18 protein-coding genes and 1 riboswitch are annotated in these 17,891 nt (G+C 63.8%); of the genes, 6 read left to right on the top strand and 12 right to left on the bottom strand.

All coding sequences use genetic code 11. From position 1 onward, the window contains the following. Positions 1–370: 370 nt before the first annotated feature. Together R3P93_RS09485 and rfbA are read right to left on the bottom strand one after the other, a co-directional pair. Complete coding sequence (locus tag R3P93_RS09485; protein ID WP_317532896.1) at positions 371–955, bottom strand: dTDP-4-dehydrorhamnose 3,5-epimerase family protein; 585 nt, start codon at positions 953–955, stop codon at positions 371–373. Beyond that, positions 952–1,824 (bottom strand): glucose-1-phosphate thymidylyltransferase RfbA, encoded by an 873-nt coding sequence (rfbA, locus tag R3P93_RS09480; protein WP_317532895.1) that lies wholly within the window; start codon positions 1,822–1,824, stop codon positions 952–954. The genes R3P93_RS09485 and rfbA overlap by 4 nt, the downstream gene beginning before the upstream one ends. A gap of 130 nt (positions 1,825–1,954) precedes the next feature. On the opposite strand from rfbA, the gene R3P93_RS09475 reads away from it, so the two are divergent. After that, positions 1,955–2,473: a maleylpyruvate isomerase family mycothiol-dependent enzyme gene (locus R3P93_RS09475; protein ID WP_068054773.1), complete on the top strand. Its 519-nt coding sequence runs from the start codon at positions 1,955–1,957 to the stop codon at positions 2,471–2,473. 16 nt (positions 2,474–2,489) lie between these two features. Here R3P93_RS09475 and R3P93_RS09470 read toward each other — a convergent pair whose 3' ends face one another. The 5 genes from R3P93_RS09470 to R3P93_RS09450 form a co-directional block, all read right to left on the bottom strand. Next, positions 2,490–2,858, bottom strand: coding sequence for a hypothetical protein (locus R3P93_RS09470; protein WP_082899053.1), 369 nt, complete (start codon positions 2,856–2,858; stop codon positions 2,490–2,492). Continuing rightward, the gene (locus R3P93_RS09465; RefSeq protein WP_068054776.1) at positions 2,855–4,066 is read right to left on the bottom strand and encodes a hypothetical protein; all 1,212 of its coding nucleotides are present in this window, start codon (positions 4,064–4,066) and stop codon (positions 2,855–2,857) included. The genes R3P93_RS09470 and R3P93_RS09465 overlap by 4 nt, the downstream gene beginning before the upstream one ends. Then, positions 4,063–4,848, bottom strand: coding sequence for a hypothetical protein (locus tag R3P93_RS09460; protein ID WP_317532894.1), 786 nt, complete (start codon positions 4,846–4,848; stop codon positions 4,063–4,065). Before R3P93_RS09460 ends, R3P93_RS09465 begins: the two co-directional genes overlap by 4 nt. A 146-nt stretch (positions 4,849–4,994) precedes the next feature. Next, positions 4,995–6,203 carry an ABC transporter permease gene (locus R3P93_RS09455; protein WP_317532893.1) on the bottom strand — a complete coding sequence of 403 codons (1,209 nt, stop codon included), beginning with the start codon at positions 6,201–6,203 and terminating at the stop codon, positions 4,995–4,997. Next, on the bottom strand, positions 6,196–6,936 hold the full coding sequence (locus R3P93_RS09450) for an ABC transporter ATP-binding protein (RefSeq protein WP_068054783.1): 741 nt from the start codon (positions 6,934–6,936) through the stop codon (positions 6,196–6,198). The genes R3P93_RS09455 and R3P93_RS09450 overlap by 8 nt, the downstream gene beginning before the upstream one ends. Positions 6,937–7,540: 604 nt before the next feature. Between R3P93_RS09450 and rfbB the strand changes: the two genes are divergently transcribed. The 5 genes from rfbB to R3P93_RS09425 all read left to right on the top strand — a co-directional run bounded on the left by rfbB (position 7,541) and on the right by R3P93_RS09425 (position 12,327). Then, a complete protein-coding gene (gene rfbB / locus R3P93_RS09445; RefSeq protein WP_317532892.1) occupies positions 7,541–8,545 on the top strand; it encodes a dTDP-glucose 4,6-dehydratase in 1,005 nt (334 codons plus the stop codon). A gap of 54 nt (positions 8,546–8,599) precedes the next feature. Further along, positions 8,600–8,718, top strand: a riboswitch (cobalamin riboswitch). Between the two features lie 99 nt (positions 8,719–8,817). After that, on the top strand, positions 8,818–9,789 hold the full coding sequence (locus R3P93_RS09440; protein WP_317533072.1) for an ABC transporter substrate-binding protein: 972 nt from the start codon (positions 8,818–8,820) through the stop codon (positions 9,787–9,789). After that, a complete protein-coding gene (locus R3P93_RS09435; RefSeq protein WP_317532891.1) occupies positions 9,789–10,871 on the top strand; it encodes a FecCD family ABC transporter permease in 1,083 nt (360 codons plus the stop codon). The genes R3P93_RS09440 and R3P93_RS09435 overlap by 1 nt, the downstream gene beginning before the upstream one ends. Next, positions 10,868–11,638, top strand: coding sequence for an ABC transporter ATP-binding protein (locus tag R3P93_RS09430; RefSeq protein ID WP_317533071.1), 771 nt, complete (start codon positions 10,868–10,870; stop codon positions 11,636–11,638). The genes R3P93_RS09435 and R3P93_RS09430 overlap by 4 nt, the downstream gene beginning before the upstream one ends. Positions 11,639–11,790: 152 nt before the next feature. Next, positions 11,791–12,327 carry a (2Fe-2S)-binding protein gene (locus tag R3P93_RS09425; protein WP_317532890.1) on the top strand — a complete coding sequence of 179 codons (537 nt, stop codon included), beginning with the start codon at positions 11,791–11,793 and terminating at the stop codon, positions 12,325–12,327. On the opposite strand, the gene R3P93_RS09420 is transcribed toward R3P93_RS09425, so the two are convergent. From R3P93_RS09420 to R3P93_RS09400, 5 genes are read right to left on the bottom strand one after another with little or no spacing between them, the layout of a single operon-like run. Next, positions 12,324–13,160, bottom strand: a complete 837-nt coding sequence (locus tag R3P93_RS09420) for a glycosyltransferase family 2 protein (RefSeq protein ID WP_317532889.1) — start codon at positions 13,158–13,160, stop codon at positions 12,324–12,326. The two genes, R3P93_RS09425 and R3P93_RS09420, sit on opposite strands and share 4 nt — an antisense overlap. Next, complete coding sequence (locus R3P93_RS09415) at positions 13,157–13,624, bottom strand: GtrA family protein (protein ID WP_068054828.1); 468 nt, start codon at positions 13,622–13,624, stop codon at positions 13,157–13,159. The genes R3P93_RS09420 and R3P93_RS09415 overlap by 4 nt, the downstream gene beginning before the upstream one ends. Further along, on the bottom strand, positions 13,621–14,562 hold the full coding sequence (locus tag R3P93_RS09410; RefSeq protein ID WP_317532888.1) for an NAD-dependent epimerase/dehydratase family protein: 942 nt from the start codon (positions 14,560–14,562) through the stop codon (positions 13,621–13,623). Before R3P93_RS09410 ends, R3P93_RS09415 begins: the two co-directional genes overlap by 4 nt. Next, a complete protein-coding gene (locus R3P93_RS09405; protein ID WP_317533070.1) occupies positions 14,559–15,587 on the bottom strand; it encodes a glycosyltransferase in 1,029 nt (342 codons plus the stop codon). Before R3P93_RS09405 ends, R3P93_RS09410 begins: the two co-directional genes overlap by 4 nt. Before the next feature lie 14 nt (positions 15,588–15,601). After that, the gene (locus tag R3P93_RS09400; protein WP_317532887.1) at positions 15,602–17,854 is read right to left on the bottom strand and encodes a hypothetical protein; all 2,253 of its coding nucleotides are present in this window, start codon (positions 17,852–17,854) and stop codon (positions 15,602–15,604) included. Positions 17,855–17,891: the final 37 nt, after the last annotated feature.

Genomic DNA, 17,891 nt, shown 5'->3' with positions numbered 1-17,891 from the left:
TTCGCCAGCGCGGGTTCGCCTCCGGGGGGTCGCCAGCGCGGGTTCGCCTCGGGGGGTTGGCAAACGCGCGCGCAGTTGCCAAATGCGCGCATTTTCGTCAGCGGTCGGGTGCGATTCTGCGCGCGTCTGACGAATGCGAGCGCGTTTGCCCAGATCTGGCGTCGTCGCCTCGTCCCGCCGCTCAGGAGAAGTTCGGCAGGTCTCTGCGTTCGAGGGCTTCGGCGAGGGTGGGTGCGGCTTTGACTTTGCCGGGGGTTCGCAAACGCGCGCGCACTTGCCAAACGCGCGCATTCTCGTCAACGGTCAGGGGCGATTCTGCGCGCGTCTGACGAATGCGAGCGCGTTTGCGCGGATCTGGTGGTGCCGCCGCTCACGAGAAGTTCGGCAGGTCTCCGTTTTCGAGGGCTTGGGCGAGGGTGGGGGCGGCCTTGTCCTTGTCGGAGAGTTCGTAGGTCAGGGGTGTGCCGTCGCGGGCGGTGGTGGGCCAGTCGATGCCCAGGGCGGGGTCGAGTGGGTTGATGTCGCGGTCCAAGGCCGGGGTGTATTCGAGGGAGCACAGGTACATGACGGTCGAGTTGTCTTCCAGGGACAAGATGGCGTGGCCGAGTCCTTCGGACAGGAACACTGCTTTGCGGTCGACGTCGTCGATCAGCACCGAGTCCCACTGCCCGAACGTCGGTGATCCGACGCGCAGGTCGACGATGACATCGAGGAACGCTCCGCGGGCGCAGGTGACGTATTTCGCCTGGCCGGGTGGGTTGGTGGTGAAGTGGATCCCGCGTAGGACCCCGGCGGCGGAGACCGAGCAGTTCGCCTGCAGCAGCTCCAACGACCGCCCGGTGGTGGCCTCGAACGCCGACGCTTTGAACCACTCGAAGAACACGCCGCGGTCGTCGCCGAACTGGCGTGGGGTGTACTCGTAGGCACCGGATATTTTCAGTTCACGAAAGGTCATCGGTTCCCTCGGTCGATCAATTCCAGCAGGTAGCGGCCGTACCCGGACTTGACGAGCGTCTCGGCGCGCACGCGCAGTTCGTCGTCGGAGATGAATCCTCGTCGCCAGGCCACTTCTTCGGGTGATCCGATCTTGAGGCCCTGGCGTTGTTCGATGGTGCGCACGTAGTTCGAGGCGTCGAGCAGGGAGTCGAAGGTGCCGGTGTCGAGCCAGGCAGTCCCGCGCGGCAGGACTTCGACGTGGAGGCGGCCGGCCTCCAAGTAGTGACGGTTGACGTCGGTGATCTCGTATTCCCCACGGGCGGACGGGGTGAGGTCGCGGGCGATGGCGATGACGTCGTTGTCGTAGAAGTACAGGCCGGGGACGGCGTAGTTCGATTTCGGGGCGGCGGGTTTTTCTTCCAACGAGATGGCTTTGCGGTCGGCGTCGAATTCGATGACGCCGTAGGCGGTAGGGTCGGAAACCTCGTAGGCGAACACGGCTCCGCCGTCGATGTGATCGAACCGCGACAGTTGGGTGCCCAGGCCGGGGCCGTAGAAGATGTTGTCGCCCAACACCAATGCCGCGGAGTCGGTGCCGATGTGCTCGGCACCCAGGACGAAGGCTTGGGCGAGACCGTTCGGCTCGTGTTGGACCTTGTAGGTCAGTGAGATGCCGAACTGGGAGCCGTCACCGAGGAGGCGGGTGAACTGGTCGGCGTCCTGGGGTGTGGTGATGATGAGGATCTCGCGGATCCCGGCCAGGATCAGTGTCGAGAGCGGGTAGTAGATCATCGGTTTGTCGTAGACCGGGACCAGCTGCTTGCTGACACCCATCGTGATCGGATGAAGACGCGAGCCCGTGCCGCCCGCCAGAATGATTCCCCGCATGACCGCGAAGTCTTCCAGACCCTCGGATCACCCGCTCGCTTGTGCCTGCCCCGTTTCTGCTGCGTGAGCTCCGAGGTGCACCTACGCTCGCCGCATACCCAGCCTTCCGAGAGAACCGAGGACAAGCCACGTGACGACAACGCACCAGATCTCCACCGGTATCGATCAGGTCACCGCTCTGCTCTCCACAGTGACCGAAGCCGAACGCGCATCGGCCACGCCCTGCACCGAGTGGACCGTCGCCGAGCTGACGGACCACCTGGTGAACACCGCGGCCAACTTGGTGACCATGGCTCGGGGCGGCGAGATCGATTGGTCGGCGTCGCCAGAACCGTCGTCGGATCCGATTCCGCTGTGGAAGGAGAGGACTCGCGAACTGCTGGCCGAGATCGATGCAGGTTCACCATTGCCGCTCGGCATGGTGGCTGCGGAACTCTCGGTGCACGCGTGGGATCTCGCGACCGCACTCGGGCGCGGCACGGACGATCTCGACCAGACGGTGGCGGAGGAGGGGATGGTGTTCATGTCGGCCAACATGACCGACGAACGGCGAGGCGGTGCTTTCGATCCTGAGCAGCCGGCACCCGACGGCGCAAACGCGTACGAGCGGTTGGCGGCCTTCGCCGGACGCACTGTCCGAGGGTCCTGACAGTTCCAGCGGCCGATCACTCCCACGGGATTCGGTACGGCGAAGTTCCGGTCTCGGCGATCGGAGTCGGCCATTCGGCCGGCCACAGGATCTGCGGATCGGCCTTGAGCCTTTCGACTTCCGGTGGCACCGGAGTTGCGTCCACCTCGACACGTTCCCAACTGCATTCACCCGACGCGACGCGGGTCGCGTAGTGGATCAGGTCGGCCGATGCCCGGCGTGAGGACGCCAGGCGGGCCAGCAGTTCCGCTGTGACGTATCGGGTTCCCGCCGGAGCTTTCAGATCGGTGTTCAGGGCCCGCTTGCGCGCGGCCTCGAGCTCACCGCAGGACGTCATCAGACGGTCGTACGCGGCTCGGACGTGTGGAGTCAGTGACTCGATCATGCGTCCCGCCAGGGTTCGTCGCCGGTGCCAACGGAGAAGTCCTCGTCCGGTGTGTCGAGGACCGGTCGGATATTCGCGGTCTTGCCCGCTTCCACGGCTTGCTTGCCGTAGTCGAGGAAGTCGTTCAGCGGCCGCAGTGTGTCGTCGATCTTCTGGCCCACCTGGCCTTCGGGGTCGCCGAGCGCGTCGAGGAATGCGCCGAAGTCATCGACCACCTGCTCGATCTTCACAGTGAGATCTTTGGTCAGATCCATTGCTGTCCAACATAATTCGACGATGCTCTCCACCTGCCATGCAGTGCCGACCAGCGGCACCTTCTTGATCATGACCTTCAACGCACCGCGGGCGTTGTCGACGGCGACTTCGGACTCGAGCAACTCGACGACTTTCCGAACCACTGCCAGTGCAGCGTCACGGAGTCGTTCGGATATCACCGCACAGACCGCGGAGATCGTGCGGCCTGCGGGCCCCTCCCATCGCATTGCGGCCAGTTGTCGGTCGGCATAATCGGTAAATGCCTGTGCAGCAGAGCCGTTCCAGGAAGGATCGACGCGCCGCACACCTGCCGCGAACGACTCCGACGCGGCTTCCATAGCGTCGCCTGCGATTTGATATGCGTGGCCGATTCTTCTGATTTCGTTCCAGTTGCCAGTGATCGGAATGGTCGCCTCGTTCAGTGGGCTCCACCCGGAGAGCTCGAAAATCGTTGTGTCGATCTCTCCGAGCCAGCCCGCGGCATCGTCGAGTAACTCTCGGATGTCGTCGACGACGGGATTCGGCGCGGGATAGTCGATCCCGTGGGGCCGTCCGTAATCGGCTGCCGCGTCGAATTCGTCCACGTGGCCGACGGCGGCACGATCCGAGCTGCCACGATCGATGCCCGGTAGTGGCGGCGCGCTTGTGTGAGCGTTCAGCAGGTCATAGTTTCGCTGATCCTGATCGGCATACAGCCATGCCGCTCTGTTGAGTTCTGCACCCATTTCCCCGCAGTTGGCGGACAGGTGAACCTGCCGAGTGCGTGTCATCTCCTGAAACCGTGCGAGGTACGGCTGAAGTCGTTTCAGAATCTGCCCAACCACCTTCTCGCTCAGGCCCGCATGATCGAGCAGATAACGATGACTGGCCAGAGTGTCGCCGCTGATGCGATCGAGAAGATGTCCGAGGCCGGCGATTTCCGAGGGATCGCCCTCGAAGGTCTCCTCGGTCATCGTTGCTGCCCCGTCTGCGAATCAGGCTTGCGCAGCGTCGAGATCAGGCTGTCCACAGTCGAGTAGTCGAGCGAACCCTCGTTACTCTGGTCGAGCTGAACCATGAATACGGCGACGGTTGCCGTTGCGAATCCCGGTATCGCCACGACGTCGAACGTTGCCTCGGTTGGGCTGCATTCCGCGCTGGCGTGAATGCCCGAGCCATGAACGGTGTATCGCACGGCAGGCTCTCCATCGACCTCGATGTCCTGAGGCTCCGAGTATTCGATGCGTGGTGGGGCAGCGGAGTCGTCGCCGAAGACGACTTCCGCACCGCGGGCAGCGTCCAGTGCTGCGGCGTGCAAGTCCATCCCGTTTCGGCCGGTCATACCGGACTCGGCGAGCGACGCCCCGTCCACTTCCGGGCAGTAGCCGTAGCCGTAATCGGCGCTGGCACCGTAGACGACCGATTTACCACCGTTCGACCACCCAGCGATCCCGGTCGAAAAGTTTCGCCAGTCTGCCGGTATTTCGTAGGTCCAGCCGAATTTGGTGGCGATGGGCTGCGGCTGGCCGTCGGGCACCTCGATTTTCGGTGGCGGCCGGTTCATGGACGGAAACCCCGGCGGCAGTGGTGGCGGGGCTGTCGTCGAGCCCGTGGGTTCCGGCGACACCGGCGGCAGAGTCTGTACCCCCTCGTACGGCTCGGGCACCTGCGGTGCCAGCTGCGGGATTGCCCACATGATTCCGAACAGCAGTGCCACCGATGCCGCGAGACGCAGCAGTGTGTATCGAAGACGCATCGTCACTCCCCCCGAAGTCGAAGAGAAGCTAGCACGCGCACCCGACAAGAACGGACATCCCCGACAGCGGTTGAGCTGTTACTGAGTCGTCGAATGGGGGATACAAGCCTCATCGGTTCAGCGCGGCCGGTTCGTGAACGGAAAGGTCAGCTGACGGATGGTATCCGGAAGCGCAGGTCTCCTTCTCCGAAAAGCATGCGGACGGAAATGCCGATGAGTGAAACGGTAACTAGACCGTTGACCGCAAGGCATGCAGCAATAGACCAGCCATCGGAGGTCCCGGCTACTGTGTTCGATATACCGATTGCAACATTGGAGAACGGCACCATCTCCAGAACTCGAGTTATGCGGTCGCTGGAGGAAAGAACGGAAGCGCCGCCCAGCGAGATTGGAATCAGGGAGGCAATAGACACCCAGTACTGGGCCTCTTTCACTGTCTGGGCGATGCCGCTCACGAACAATAATATCGCGCTGCATAAAATCAGGGCAGACAAGGTCAGAGCGGAGATTGTCAAGATGGACCTACCGCTGATACCGGACTCGACAACGTAGTCCATTCCTAAGTTCCAGGTACCTCGAGGTCTGATGTTTCCAACAGCTATCAAGAGAATTGACGCAAATGAACCGACAACACCCGTGGCGAGTGCGACCGAAAGAAGCTTGCCCGTCATGACGCTGAGTCCGGGTGCGCCCAATACGCGCAAGCTGTCGAAAGTTCCATGCTCCTTCTCGGCCGCAATGCATTCGATCGCAATAGGGCTACCAGCCATGGTGAAAAGGGATATCAAAAGTATCGGCAGAAGATAGCTTGCGATTGCCGAGTTGGCGGCCGTCGCAGCGAAGAAATCTATTACGAGAAAGTTTTGGCTTGTCGGAGTCGGTGATGACAATAGATCCATGTCACGAAGCGCTCCTCCTGTTAGGTCCGGTGTATTGAGACGGGCAATCGATTCTGCGGTCAGCAGAGCCGAGTCCAGCGAGATTGGGCTGGGAACGACTTGCCAGGATTCGTCAGCTCCTTGAACGAGAGCCAGGTCGGATTCGCCGCGCACGAGATCATCCCAGGGGGATTCCGACCACTTGACGTTCCACGCTCGCTGATCCGAGTTCGTGAAATTCTGTCCGTCGAACTTGCCGGAGATGTCCTTCAGTAATTCGGAACGGTCGATTCCAGCCTTGCTCGAGGAGACCGTCAGTTCCTTTCGATCCAGTTCCGAGTTGGAACCGTACGCCAACAGGAGAACGAGGCAGATGAGTGGCCCGACGAGCGCAGGAACGAGCATCATCGTCAAGGTGCGGCGATCCTGAAGTTGTTGCCTTAACTCTTTTTTCAGAACGACCAACAGCCTAGCCATGTCTGGCTCCGGTCAACGCCCAGCGCAAACCCTCTGCCGCTGGGACGGCGGGTAGCCGGTCGAGGGTGTGCCGGTCGGAAACGCTGATTTTACGGTCCCATACTACCCAGTAGTCGTCGCAGATCGATACGAGCTCGTGAGGGTTGTGCCCGGAGATGAGTATTGACGTGTCGTCGAATGCTTTGCCCGAAATAAGTTCGGCGAACAGATGTATTCCGTCTATGTCCATTCCCGTTGTGGGTTCGTCCAGTAGGAGCAAATGGGGCGTGTGGACCATAGAACGGGCCAGCGCCACCCTTTGTCTCATTCCTCTCGACATATCGCGAACTTTTTTCGCTGCAAACCAATCTACGTCTAGGCTCTTCATGATCTCTTTTGTTGCGACTGTTGATTCTGTTCGTTTCATGCCGAGGAGTTCGGCGAAATACCTGATGTTTTCCTCTGCAGTCAGGCTTCCATATAGCGATGCGTCGCCACCGAGGAAAAGGCTGGTGCGACGCCGATTCTTGTTGCTCATCCGAATGGCGGGTTCTCCGAAGGTCATCACACTGCCGGAAGTCGGGGTGATGAGGCCACTGACGAGCTTCATGATCGTAGTCTTTCCGGACCCATTTGAGCCGACTAGTCCCACCCGCTGACCGAGCTCGATCTGAAAATTAACGTTATCGAGGACGGGCTGCGAATCGCGCACGAAATCGACCGCGATGCCTTTAACAACGACGTCAGCCGACACGGTGAATCCCTTCCAATCGTAGTAGGCGGTGAGCCCGGTGAAAAAGCGTCGCTCTCCACCGGGCGGTTCGCTACCGGCGCTTCCTGTTCAAAGCTGCCAGTCCGCCGACTGCGATTCCGAGGCCGATTACTCCAGCGAGGATCATACGATTGTTCTCCTTTCGATTCATGTACCGATTTTTCTCGGCTCGGTGAATCTAACTACGGAAATCTGGTGTGTCTGTCTGTCAATCGACCTAATCTGGATGCGAGTGGAGAGCCCGGCGGAATTGGAATCTTGTTGGTCGCGGGTTGATTGCGCACCTCGTGCTCGATTTCTGCACAGCTCGAACAGCAGCGCCACCGATGCCGCGAGACGTATCGCTATCTTCCGCAGACCCATCGACGTACTCCGCAAGGTCGAAGAAGCTAGCACGCGCGCCCGACATGCTGGGTCGACCTCCGGACGCGGTGCAACTATCCCTCCACTCGACAGTCCGATCGCCGGGAACCTCCCCACCGAGGCGTCGAGTGGAGCATCCCGTGCAGCGACACCTGGGGTGGAATGGCCTGCGGACCCAGACAAGAACGGCCCGCACGAGCATCCCCCGGTAAAGTGCCGGTACATGAGAATTCTCGTCACGGGTGGGGCCGGGTTCATCGGCGCGAACTTCGTACATCAGACCCTCGCGCAGCGTCCCGACTCCCAGGTCACCGTGCTCGACAAGCTCACCTACGCCGGCAACAAGACCTCCCTCGACCCGGTGGCCGATCGCATCGAGTTCGTGCACGGCGACATCGCCGACGCCGATCTCGTGGACCGCCTCGTCCGCGAGACCGATCTGGTCGTTCACTTCGCCGCCGAATCCCACAACGACAACTCGTTGACCGATCCGTGGCCGTTCGTACACACCAACGTCATCGGCACCACCACCTTGCTGAACGCGGTACGCGAGCACGACGTCCGCTACCACCACATCTCCACCGACGAGGTCTACGGCGACCTCGAACTCGACGACCCGGCCCGGTTCACCGAATCGACCCCGTACAACCCGTCGAGCCCGTACTCCTCCACCAAGGCCTCGAGCGACCTGCTAGTGCGCGCCTGGACCCGCTCGTTCGGCGTCCGCTCCACCATCTCGAACTGCTCCAACAACTACGGCCCGTATCAGCACGTGGAGAAGTTCATCCCACGTCAGATCACCAACATCCTCAGTGGCTCGCGGCCCAAGCTCTACGGCGCAGGACAGAACGTGCGCGACTGGATCCATGTCGACGACCACAACAGTGCCGTGTGGGCGATCATCGACGGCGGCCGTATCGGCGAGACCTACCTCATCGGAGCCGACGGTGAGGCGAACAACCGCACCGTCCTCGAAGCAATCCTCGAGGAGACCGGAAACGCACCCGACGCCTTCGACTTCGTCACCGACCGCCCCGGCCACGATCTGCGCTACGCCATCGACTCGACCAAGCTGCGCACCGAATTGGGTTGGACGCCAACCTATGTCGACTTCCGCGCCGGCTTGAAAGCGACCATCGACTGGTACCGCGAGAACGAGCAGTGGTGGCGACCGCAGAAGGATGCCACCGAGGCCGTCTACGCGGCGAAAGAATCCGTCCTGCCGTAACCGACGCGGAGGCACGCTCACGCGGGATCGACACTGTGGTGCATACTGCGTGGCGAACACAAGCAAGCCAGTCGCAATGGGGGAAGCCGGTCGAAATCCGGCGCTGACCCGCAACGGTGGGCCACTGATACAGGTGGCGAGCCCGATTACCCAGCGACCGGTGTGCGACACACCTATTCGTCGTGGTCTACGAATCGGCAGTCCTGCGCGTGGCCGCTTCGTGCTGCGCACCCGACTCTCATTTCGTGGCTCTGAGCTCCAGTGAGGTCCTCATGTCACGCTCCGCCCGCATCGCCGTTCTCGCCGCGGCTGTCCTTCTCGCGGGGTGCTCCCGCGGTGACTCACTGACCGAGTCTGCACAGTCAGCGCAGTTCGATCAGCCCGTAGAGGTGACCAACTGCGACACCCTGCAGCGATTCGATTCCCCGCCTCAGCGCATCATTTCGATGAACGACCACGTCACCGAGGTCCTCATCGAGATGGGCGTGGCGGATCGGATCGTCGGAATGGGGTATCGCAATGCCGTTCCGACGCCGGAGACAGCCGATAAGTTCGCGTCGATAGACGGACTCGCCGACGAGTATCCGACCAAGGAGCAGATCCTGGATCTGGATCCGGATCTCGTCGTGGGCGGCATGCGCAGCGCTTTCGACGACAAGGAAGGGCGCTCGCGCGCGTCGTTCGCAGAGCTCGGCATCCCGACGTTCCTGTTCTCCGAGTACTGCGGCGCAGGTCTTGCCGATATCGGCATGTTGGAGACGGACTACGCGCAACTGGGCGACATCCTGGGCGTGGCCGACGCTGCGCGGGACGTCACCGACGGCGTGGTCAGCGGGCTTGCCGAGATCGACGACGCGCTGGCCGGCGTCGCCCCCACACCCACGTTCTTCTACGATTCGGGCGAGAACGAGCCCACGACGATCGGGAGTGTGGGCGTCGGGCAACTGATCGCCGATCACGCCGGAGCCGAGAACATCTTTCCCGAGGGGGATCGGCCGTACTTGGGTACGACGTGGGAACTCGTCGGCGAACGGGCCCCCGAGGCAGTCGTGGTCCTCGATTACGGCGTCACGTCCGCGCAGGGCAAGATCGACTTCCTGAAAAGTCAGCCGATCATGGCGACGACGCCGGCGGTGCAGCGCGGCAATTTCGTGGTCGTTCCGCTCGACGACTTCTTCCAGAGTCCGCGACTCGTCGGAAGCGCCGAGACGATCGCGCGCGCACTGCATCCCGATCGCTTCTGATGAGCGCAGTGCTGGACAGGCCCGCCGTGGCCACAGGTCGGAGCACGCGACCGTCGCGCACCGGCTACGCCGTGATCCTGCTCCTCTCGTCGGCAGCGTTGCTCGTATCCATTGCGGCGGCCGTCTCGTTCGGGTCGGTGCGCATTCCCATCGGCGACGTGTGGGCCATCGTCGCGCACCGTCTCGCGCCGGGCACCTTCGAGTCCTGGTGGACCGAGGCGCGTGCGGCGATCGTGATCGATTCGCGCCTCCCGCGGTCGCTGACCGCCGCGGTGGTGGGTGCGTCCCTGGCGCTCGCCGGTGGTGTCGCGCAGGCGGTCACGCGAAATCCGCTGGCTGACCCGTACCTGCTCGGTGTGTCCTCGGGTGCCGGTTTCGGTGTCGTGATGGTGATGACGCTCGGCATCGGCGCGGGTGCACTCGGCGCGTTCACCGTGCCCGCGGCCGCGTTCGTCGGTGCGCTGATCCCGCTGTTCTTGGCTCTCGCGATCGGCGGTCGATACCCACAGTCGACTGCGATCGTCCTCGTCGGTGTCGCAGTGGGAAGCGTGTTCACCGCTCTCATCACCCTGACGCTGCTCGTGTTCGCGGACGAACGAAGCCTGAGCGGTGTATTGCATTGGCTGGCCGGTGGTTTCGGTGACGCCCGCTGGTCGACGCTCGTGTTCCCCGTGCTGGCTCTCGTCGGAGTCGGGATGCTGGTGTCGATCACTGCGCCCAGGATGGACCTGCTCAAGACAGGCGACGACGGTGCGGCCGTGCTGGGTATGAACGTACGTCGCTTCAGGATGATGCAACTGATGGCCATTTCCCTGCTGGCGGGTGCAGCGGTATCGGTCAGTGGTGGAATCGGATTCGTCGGTCTGCTGGTGCCGCACCTCGCCGGATACGTCGTCGGCACCCGCGCAGTCAGGCTGCTGCCCCTGGCGGCGTTGTTCGGTGCGATAGCCCTCGTCGGTGCCGACACGCTCGCACGCTCGATCACGCAGAGCACCGAGGTCCCGGTAGGAGTGATCACTGCGCTCGTGGGCGCACCGATCTTCGTGTTCATGCTGTATCGCCGCTATGCAAGGGAGATCTGATGCGGCTGTCCGTGCGAGAGTTGTCCACGCGACTCGGGTCGCGAGAAGTGCTGCACAGGGTGAACTTCGACGTTGCTCCCGGCGAGGTGCTCGGTCTCGTAGGGCCGAACGGGTCCGGTAAGACGACAGCACTGCGGTGTTGTTATCGGGCTCTGACTCCCTCTGCCGGTACGGTTCTCGTCGATGGCGTCGATGCGCACACCATGAAGCGATCGGAGCTGTCGCGGACGATCGGCGTCGGGACCCAGGAGCCGCAGGCATCGGTCGGTCTGACCGTCCGCGAATCCGTAGCGCTCGGGCGCGTGCCCCACCGCGGCTGGTTCGATCGCGCCACTTCATCCGACGACGACATCGTCACCGCGTGTATGGACCGCGTCGATCTGCTCGCCTTGGCCGGCCGCGACGTCGGTGCACTGTCCGGCGGTGAGCGGCAGCGGGTGTCCATCGCGCGCGCCCTGGCGCAGCAACCGCAGACCCTCTTGCTCGACGAACCCACCAACCACCTCGACCTACGGCAACAACTGATCGTGATGAAGGCGATTCGCGACCTGGCCGCGGACGGGCTGGCCATCGTCGTGACCGTGCACGATCTGCGGTTGGCGGTGGAGTACTGCCACAATCTCGCCGTGCTCGACGGCGGGGCCGTGGTGGCGTCGGGACCGACCACCGATGTTCTCGACGATCGGTTGCTCGCCGACGTGTTCGGCATTTGCGCGACCGTCCGGACAGGACCGCCGCGCACCATCGACATCCACGGGCTGGCATGAGCGCCTATGTGACTGCAGCAGAACGAATTCCGAGTCGGCAGCAGTATATCGTAGGACCGTTCGATCTCTGCGCGACGGTCATGCGCGACGGCGATTGGTTGCGGGCGCGGGTCGACGACACCGGCCGCCGGTGGCGGTGCACCGACGCTCGAGTGAACGGAACACTGTGGTGGTACTCGGCCAGCTCGACGATCGCGTTCGTTGCCATCGCCACCGCGATGGTCACGGGTGAGGCAGCAGATCCACGGCTGGACGGTGCGCGCTGCTTCCTGCGCCCGGACGGATATCTGGGCGGGACAGTGTCGGACAGCGTTCTCGAGGTCCCGGCATTGCCCGGGGCGTTGAACGAGACGTTCACCGGCATCGTCGACGCGTTGTCGGTGGCCTCCGGGGTACGCAGGCAGGCGTTGTGGGCGATCGCGTCGGACTCGATTGCCAACCGAAGTTTGGATGTCGGTGCTGCGCTGGGTGATCGGTCACTCGGTAGCGACGTCGCAGAATGGCTGATCGGGGAGATGGCTGCGACACTTCCCAGCCCGCGGTTCGTCGACGTCGGTGGACGACGCTTCACACGGCGTTGCTCCTGCTGCCTTCTCTACGAGACGAGCGGGGCGGACAAGTGCACCAGCTGTCCGCGTCGATCGCCGTCGGACAGGCTGCGGGGTCTCGAGGCCGCCGCGCGATACTAACTACTGCGCGACATCCGGTGGCGCAGGAGCAGATACACCGCGCGACGCATGAACGACGTCATCAGGGCCTTGGCGTTACCGATGCGAACGTCGTTGTTGGACAGCAGTGTCGGGTCGCTTGCTTGCAGGGAGCGATGGAAGTCCGCGGCCTGACGTGCCTGCTGTGTCGCCAGTTCCACGCTCCACTGTCCCGAGTTGATTCGGAACGACGCCAGTGGTTGCGGAATTGCCACGATGTCGCCTCGTAGCGCAACCGCGATGAAGGTGGCCTGGTCGATCAGGTAGGGATGGCTGTTGTCCCACAACCCGATCTCGCGGAGTTCCGACAGCTTCATCATGACGCCGCCGGGTTCGCCGAAGATGTTGGCACCGGCCCGAACTGCGGTTCTGGCGGCGACTCGGCCCGATACCGTTCCGTGCAGTCCACCGAGCCCGCGGGCGGCGATGACCGTCTTGCCGTAGGCGTCGATCAGCGTCCGCTGTGCGGCGACCAGAACGGCAGACGGGTTGTCGTCGAACGCCCGCACCTGAGTGTCCAGCGCGGTGGGCGCGATGGTGTCGTCACCGCAGACGAGCTTGATCAGTTCGCCCGTGGCTTCCTCGGTGACGCGGTTCCAGTTGGCCTGCGCTCCGCCGCCGGCCGGGGTGGTCAGGAGGCGGATCCGTGGGTCGTCGAACTTCTGCGCGACGGCGAGGGTTCCGTCGGTCGACGAATGATCGGCGATGACCAGTTCGAAGTCCGTGAACGTCTGGGCGAGAATCGAATCGATGGTCTCGGCCAGATACTCGGCGTTGTTGTACGCCGGGACGACTACGGAAACACGGGGCGTCATGATGTGGGGGCCTGGCTCTTTCTGCGGAACGAGAAGTCGCGGTAGCCGAAGAAGCTGACGACTGCCATCACGGCTGTGACGACCAATTGTGAAGGGATGGGCGGGAAGTGGAAGACGGACACGGCGATCGTCATCAGGGAGATGTTGGCGACGAACGCGCCGAAGTTCACGACGAAGAACCGCAGCAGATCGCGTAGGAAGTGACCCCGCACGCGGAACACCAGGTAGCGGTACATCGCGAACGCGCACAGCACGTTGCAGAGATAGCCGAGCACGATCGCGGCGTGGTATCCGTACTGCTCGCCGATCAGCAACTGCCACAGGATGAACCACGCGGTACCCAATGCGGTGTTGACGCCGCCGACGAGCAGGAACGCGATCTTCTGATTCTTGACGATGCGCATCAGCGGCCCCGGCGCACCGTTCATGCCCGCCGGGGGAGCAGGAGTCTGTGGTTCGGTCATCGACCCACCGCCAGTGCTTGACGCGTCGCGAACAGGGTGGACGCAATACCTGCCGGCAATGTTCGGTGCGTTCGGCGATCGATCTGCGGCCAGACCGTCGACCGCAGCCGTAGATCGCGACCCTGGAACACCGCCAATGGGGACGCCGCCAACACCACGTTCGGTCGACGGCGAAACACCGTCCGGCAGGCTCCGAGAATCGAGCCGATGGTCACGGCCTCACCGGAGGCGAAGATCTTGATCGTCGGCGATATTCGTCGCGTGGCCGACATGGCAAGGGTGTCGGCGACCATCTCGGCCGCGTCGGACACGTAGAGGTAGTCGCGCAACGTGTCCATCGGGACGTAGATGGAGACGGGGGAGGCCATGAGGTATCCCCGGCACAGGTGCGAGATCAGGCCCTGCGGTTTCGCGAGGTTCTGCCCTGGCCCGTAGAGGTTCGCGAACCGGCCGATGGCCACGTTGATGCCGGTGCGTTCACCGAACTCGGTCGCGATGGCCTCGGACTGCAGCTTGGCGAAACCGTAGTCGCCCAACGGAACCGGGTTCGTTCCCTCGTGATGTGGGGCACCCGTCGCGCCGGCGTAGACGCCTCCGGCGGACGAGGCGAGGAACACGGTTCCGGTGCCCGCGCGGTCGGCGGCGACAGCCTCGATGTGCGCCAGGACGGTGCGGATCAGGCCGTTCTCTTCGGCGAATTGTGCTGCACTGGTTCCGTTCACGCCCGCGCCCGCGGCCCAGATCACGTTCCAGGTACCGTCGTCGAAGGAATCGAAGAACTCCGAACAGCGCCGCAGCAGAGCCTGTTCGGCGGACGCCGTGTCCGACCACGGGATGGTGCTGGTGTGCACTCGATGCCCACGACGACCGGCCTCCCGGGTCACCGCAGCGCCGAGCAGCCCGCCGCTGCCGACGATCCACGTGTGCGTCGCGGTCACGCCGGCGGTGCAGGTTCGGTCGATGGCGCGGTGCGTCCGAGCGGGCCGTTTCCCGGGTCGGTGACGATCAGGTACGGCGGCTTGCCCATGGCGGTCTTGACGTTGACGCCCACGTACTCGGCCACCACACCGAGGGAGAACAGTGTCGCGCCGAAGCCGAACAACAGGATCACCATCGTCGATGCCCAGCCTCGTACCTCGGCACCCGAATCGAAGACGAAGTACGACACCAGCACGTACGCAACCAGAATGAGGCCGAGAATCGCGAAGGCGATGCCGATGAAGCTGACCAGTCGCAGGCCCTTCGTGCCGCTCGAGAGCACCATCCGCCAGAAGTGCGAGAGCAAGGTGCGCAGTCGGTAGCCCGATCGACGGTCCACCTCTTCACGCAACGCCACCGGGCTGGTCGTGACGTCGCCTGCGATCCAGCCGAGTGCGATGTCCAGGTATGCCTCGGAACCGGCGTAGGCGGCGACGGAGCGACCGACTTCACCGAGCACCAGGCGGTAGCTCTGGTAGTCGATGGTGTTGTCCCCGGCCAGCGCCTTGGCGATCAGCCACTTCGAACCCTTGGAGGCTGCGTTGCGCCACATCCCGTGCGGTGCGACGTTGGTGGGCTTGGCGTAGACGACGGTGGACTGCTGGTCGAGGGCCGTATCCAGCATGCCGCCGATCGCCGCCGGATCGTGCTGTCCGTCCTCGTCCATCGTGACGATCCACTCGCCGCCGCTGGAGGCCATGCCGGCGAGGGTGGCGGGATGCTGACCGAAATTTCGGCTCAGCCACACCCCGCGAACGAACGTGTGCGCGGCCGTGAGCTGGCGAATCACCGCGGCAGAGTTGTCGGGACCGTGATCGAAGACGAGCAGAACTTCCTCGACGATCATCGGCCGCCCGAGGGGAGTATGCGTCACCTGCGTCAGCGGAAGGATCTCGTCCATCAACGCGCTGAGCGTCCGTTCGCCCTGGTAGACCGGTACCACGATGGAGATGCGGTGCGGATCAGCAGCAGAGTCGTCGGACATCACGAGGTCTGAGCCTATCTGCTCGACGTCCCAGCGCCGAACTCCCGAGAACTCGAATTTCTGCGTCGTCGCACATCGAGCACCACCAGGCCGACCAGCAACAGCGTCCCGCCCGCCATCGCGGCCAGTCCGAGTCGTTCGCCGGGCGGTCGGAAGGTGATCTGCAGGTCCGCGTTCTCGGTGCCGGGCGGCAGGTCGACGTAGAGGAAGATGTCGGCCAGCCCCTTCGTCTGCAGCTCCTCACCGTTCAGCGTCGCGGTGTAGCCGGGCCAGGCCAGACGCGAGAACACGACGCTGCCACCGTTGGGTGCGCTGACGTCGACGTGCTCCGAGTCCGCATCGGACGATCGGGGTTCGGCCCTGGCGTTCACGGTCGCGACGACGCGTCCCGACGACGCGGGAATCAATCCGTCGACGCGTTCGAGGACGTAGATCTGGCGAGCGGACTCGGGAGTGGGAGCGGTCACCCACATCCAGCCTGCGGGTGCGGGCCGGGAGTTCGCGAGCGGATACTGGTTCTTCTGCAGCACGATTCGATCGAGTTGCATCAGGTCGGCGTACGTCTTGCCGGTGTACGGCTCGATCTCGAACACGCGCCGGAAGGCGTCCGTGCAGGTCGATCCCTCGTGCTCGAAGCACAGCAGGTTGGCGAAGTCGAGATAGCCGACGGGGGTGTACGCGTTGACGTAGTCCAGGCCCGTGATCTTGGCGGAGTTGCCGTACACCTGGGAGTGCCAGGGCAGCCGGGTGTCGTCGGGTCCGTCGGCTGCGGTTTCGGTGAGCGCACGGCTACCGAGTTGCAGAGTTGCGCCCTGCCACTGCGGGAACTCGGCCTTGGCCTCGGATTGGGACGTGGGCAGCCACCACTTGGCGAAGGGCGGATCGTACGTGGCCACCTGGTACATCGCGACCGGCGCGATGGTGACCAGGAGCAGCGCCGCAGTGGCCCGGGTGGAGAAGCGGTGGGCCAGCAGCAGAGCGAGCGCGCCGACGAGCAGGATCACCAGCGCAGCGAGGACGTGGCGACCGAAGAATTCCGGGCCCGACGAGCCGGCGCGAAGCAGCAGTACCAGCGTCAGCAGGCCGGCCGCGAGCAGCCGTGGCCGCAGCTTGTCCAGAGTTCCGTACCGGCTGATCAGGGTGACCACAAGGATCAGTGCGACAAGGGCGACGAACGGCAGAATGCGGGCGGGCCAGCGGATCGGCCCGATGTCGCTGGGACCTGCGGTGAAGATCAAGGCGAACGCCAGCATGATCAGCGGTGCCGCCAGCTCGCGCAGAGCCGCGGGCACCCGGCGCCACGCGATGAACGCCAGCGCGGGGACCACGAACCAGGCGATGTAGGTGACCGGCGATTCGGTGGTCTCGCCCGCCCAGGATTCGATGCTCGTCACCGCGGTCGGGATGCTCGCGGTGAGCGATTCCGACCACGGTGCCGTCAGGAAGTTGTCGTTGAACGTGCCTTCGTCACCACTGCGCCAGGTGACCGCGGATGTGAGCACTCCGGGCAGGAAGGTGACGGCCCCGCACGCGGCGGCAGCGATGCCTACCGCGCACACCTTCAGTGCCGGACGCCACAGCCGCTGGAACAGTCGTTCGCCGATGGCGACGGATCCGATCATCACTCCGGCCATCACCGCGGCGTGAACGTATCCCACGCTGATGGCGAGGTAGAGGAAGACGAACGGCACGATCGGACCGCTGCGACCGCGGGCGTAGGACACCGAGCTCGCCCAGGCGTTCATTATCCACGCGGTGCCCATCAGCGCGGTCACCCACGAGGTGTTCTCGAAGAAGAGCGTGAAACCGACGAACGGTGCGCTCGCGCCCGCTACCGCAGCCCAGTTGGCTCGCGCTCCGTAGGCGAGAGTGACTCGAAATACGCCCCAGGCCAACAGAATCGAGAAGCCCAGTTTGACGACCGTTGCCAGCAGTACCAGGTTGTCGATCGACGGCGAGATGTAGTTGATCGCCATCTGCACGGGATTCCACAGGCCGCCCTGGCCTTCGACCGGGTAGTTGCCGGCCATCCACTGATCGAGCACCAGCGAGGGGAATTGCCCGTCGCGCATGATGCGTCCGAGTTGGAGCCAGTTGGGGACGGCACCCGATTCGGTGTCGTCGATGTAGAAGAAGCGGGGATCGACGCTGAGCACCAGGAGATAGCCGAGGACCACCACTGCAGCGACCGCTGCTCCCCACGCGAGGCGCTCTCTCCTGCTGTCGGGCAGGGCGGCGCGCGCGATGTGGGTATCCGTGGGGGTCAAGGGTCAACTCCGTGAGTTCGGGCAAAGACACTCGACT

This window comes from Rhodococcus cerastii (genome assembly GCF_033042195.1).
GTDB lineage: Bacteria > Actinomycetota > Actinomycetes > Mycobacteriales > Mycobacteriaceae > Rhodococcoides.
The sequence above is the reverse complement of the archived record's forward strand: the minus strand, read 5'-3'. Positions and strand labels throughout refer to the sequence as shown.

What these genes read in the sequence shown, in the direction of transcription:
- R3P93_RS09465 (WP_068054776.1), bottom strand. Translation starts at nt 4,066, where the DNA reads ATGACCGAGGAGACCTTCGAGGGCGATCCCTCGGAAATCGCCGGCCTC.
- rfbA (WP_317532895.1), bottom strand. Translation starts at nt 1,824, where the DNA reads ATGCGGGGAATCATTCTGGCGGGCGGCACGGGCTCGCGTCTTCATCCG.
- R3P93_RS09470 (WP_082899053.1), bottom strand. Translation starts at nt 2,858, where the DNA reads ATGATCGAGTCACTGACTCCACACGTCCGAGCCGCGTACGACCGTCTG.
- R3P93_RS09485 (WP_317532896.1), bottom strand. Translation starts at nt 955, where the DNA reads ATGACCTTTCGTGAACTGAAAATATCCGGTGCCTACGAGTACACCCCA.
- R3P93_RS09435 (WP_317532891.1), top strand. Translation starts at nt 9,789, where the DNA reads ATGAGCGCAGTGCTGGACAGGCCCGCCGTGGCCACAGGTCGGAGCACG.
- R3P93_RS09420 (WP_317532889.1), bottom strand. Translation starts at nt 13,160, where the DNA reads ATGACGCCCCGTGTTTCCGTAGTCGTCCCGGCGTACAACAACGCCGAG.
- rfbB (WP_317532892.1), top strand. Translation starts at nt 7,541, where the DNA reads ATGAGAATTCTCGTCACGGGTGGGGCCGGGTTCATCGGCGCGAACTTC.
- R3P93_RS09405 (WP_317533070.1), bottom strand. Translation starts at nt 15,587, where the DNA reads ATGTCCGACGACTCTGCTGCTGATCCGCACCGCATCTCCATCGTGGTA.
- R3P93_RS09415 (WP_068054828.1), bottom strand. Translation starts at nt 13,624, where the DNA reads ATGACCGAACCACAGACTCCTGCTCCCCCGGCGGGCATGAACGGTGCG.
- R3P93_RS09460 (WP_317532894.1), bottom strand. Translation starts at nt 4,848, where the DNA reads ATGCGTCTTCGATACACACTGCTGCGTCTCGCGGCATCGGTGGCACTG.
- R3P93_RS09455 (WP_317532893.1), bottom strand. Translation starts at nt 6,203, where the DNA reads ATGGCTAGGCTGTTGGTCGTTCTGAAAAAAGAGTTAAGGCAACAACTT.
- R3P93_RS09440 (WP_317533072.1), top strand. Translation starts at nt 8,818, where the DNA reads ATGTCACGCTCCGCCCGCATCGCCGTTCTCGCCGCGGCTGTCCTTCTC.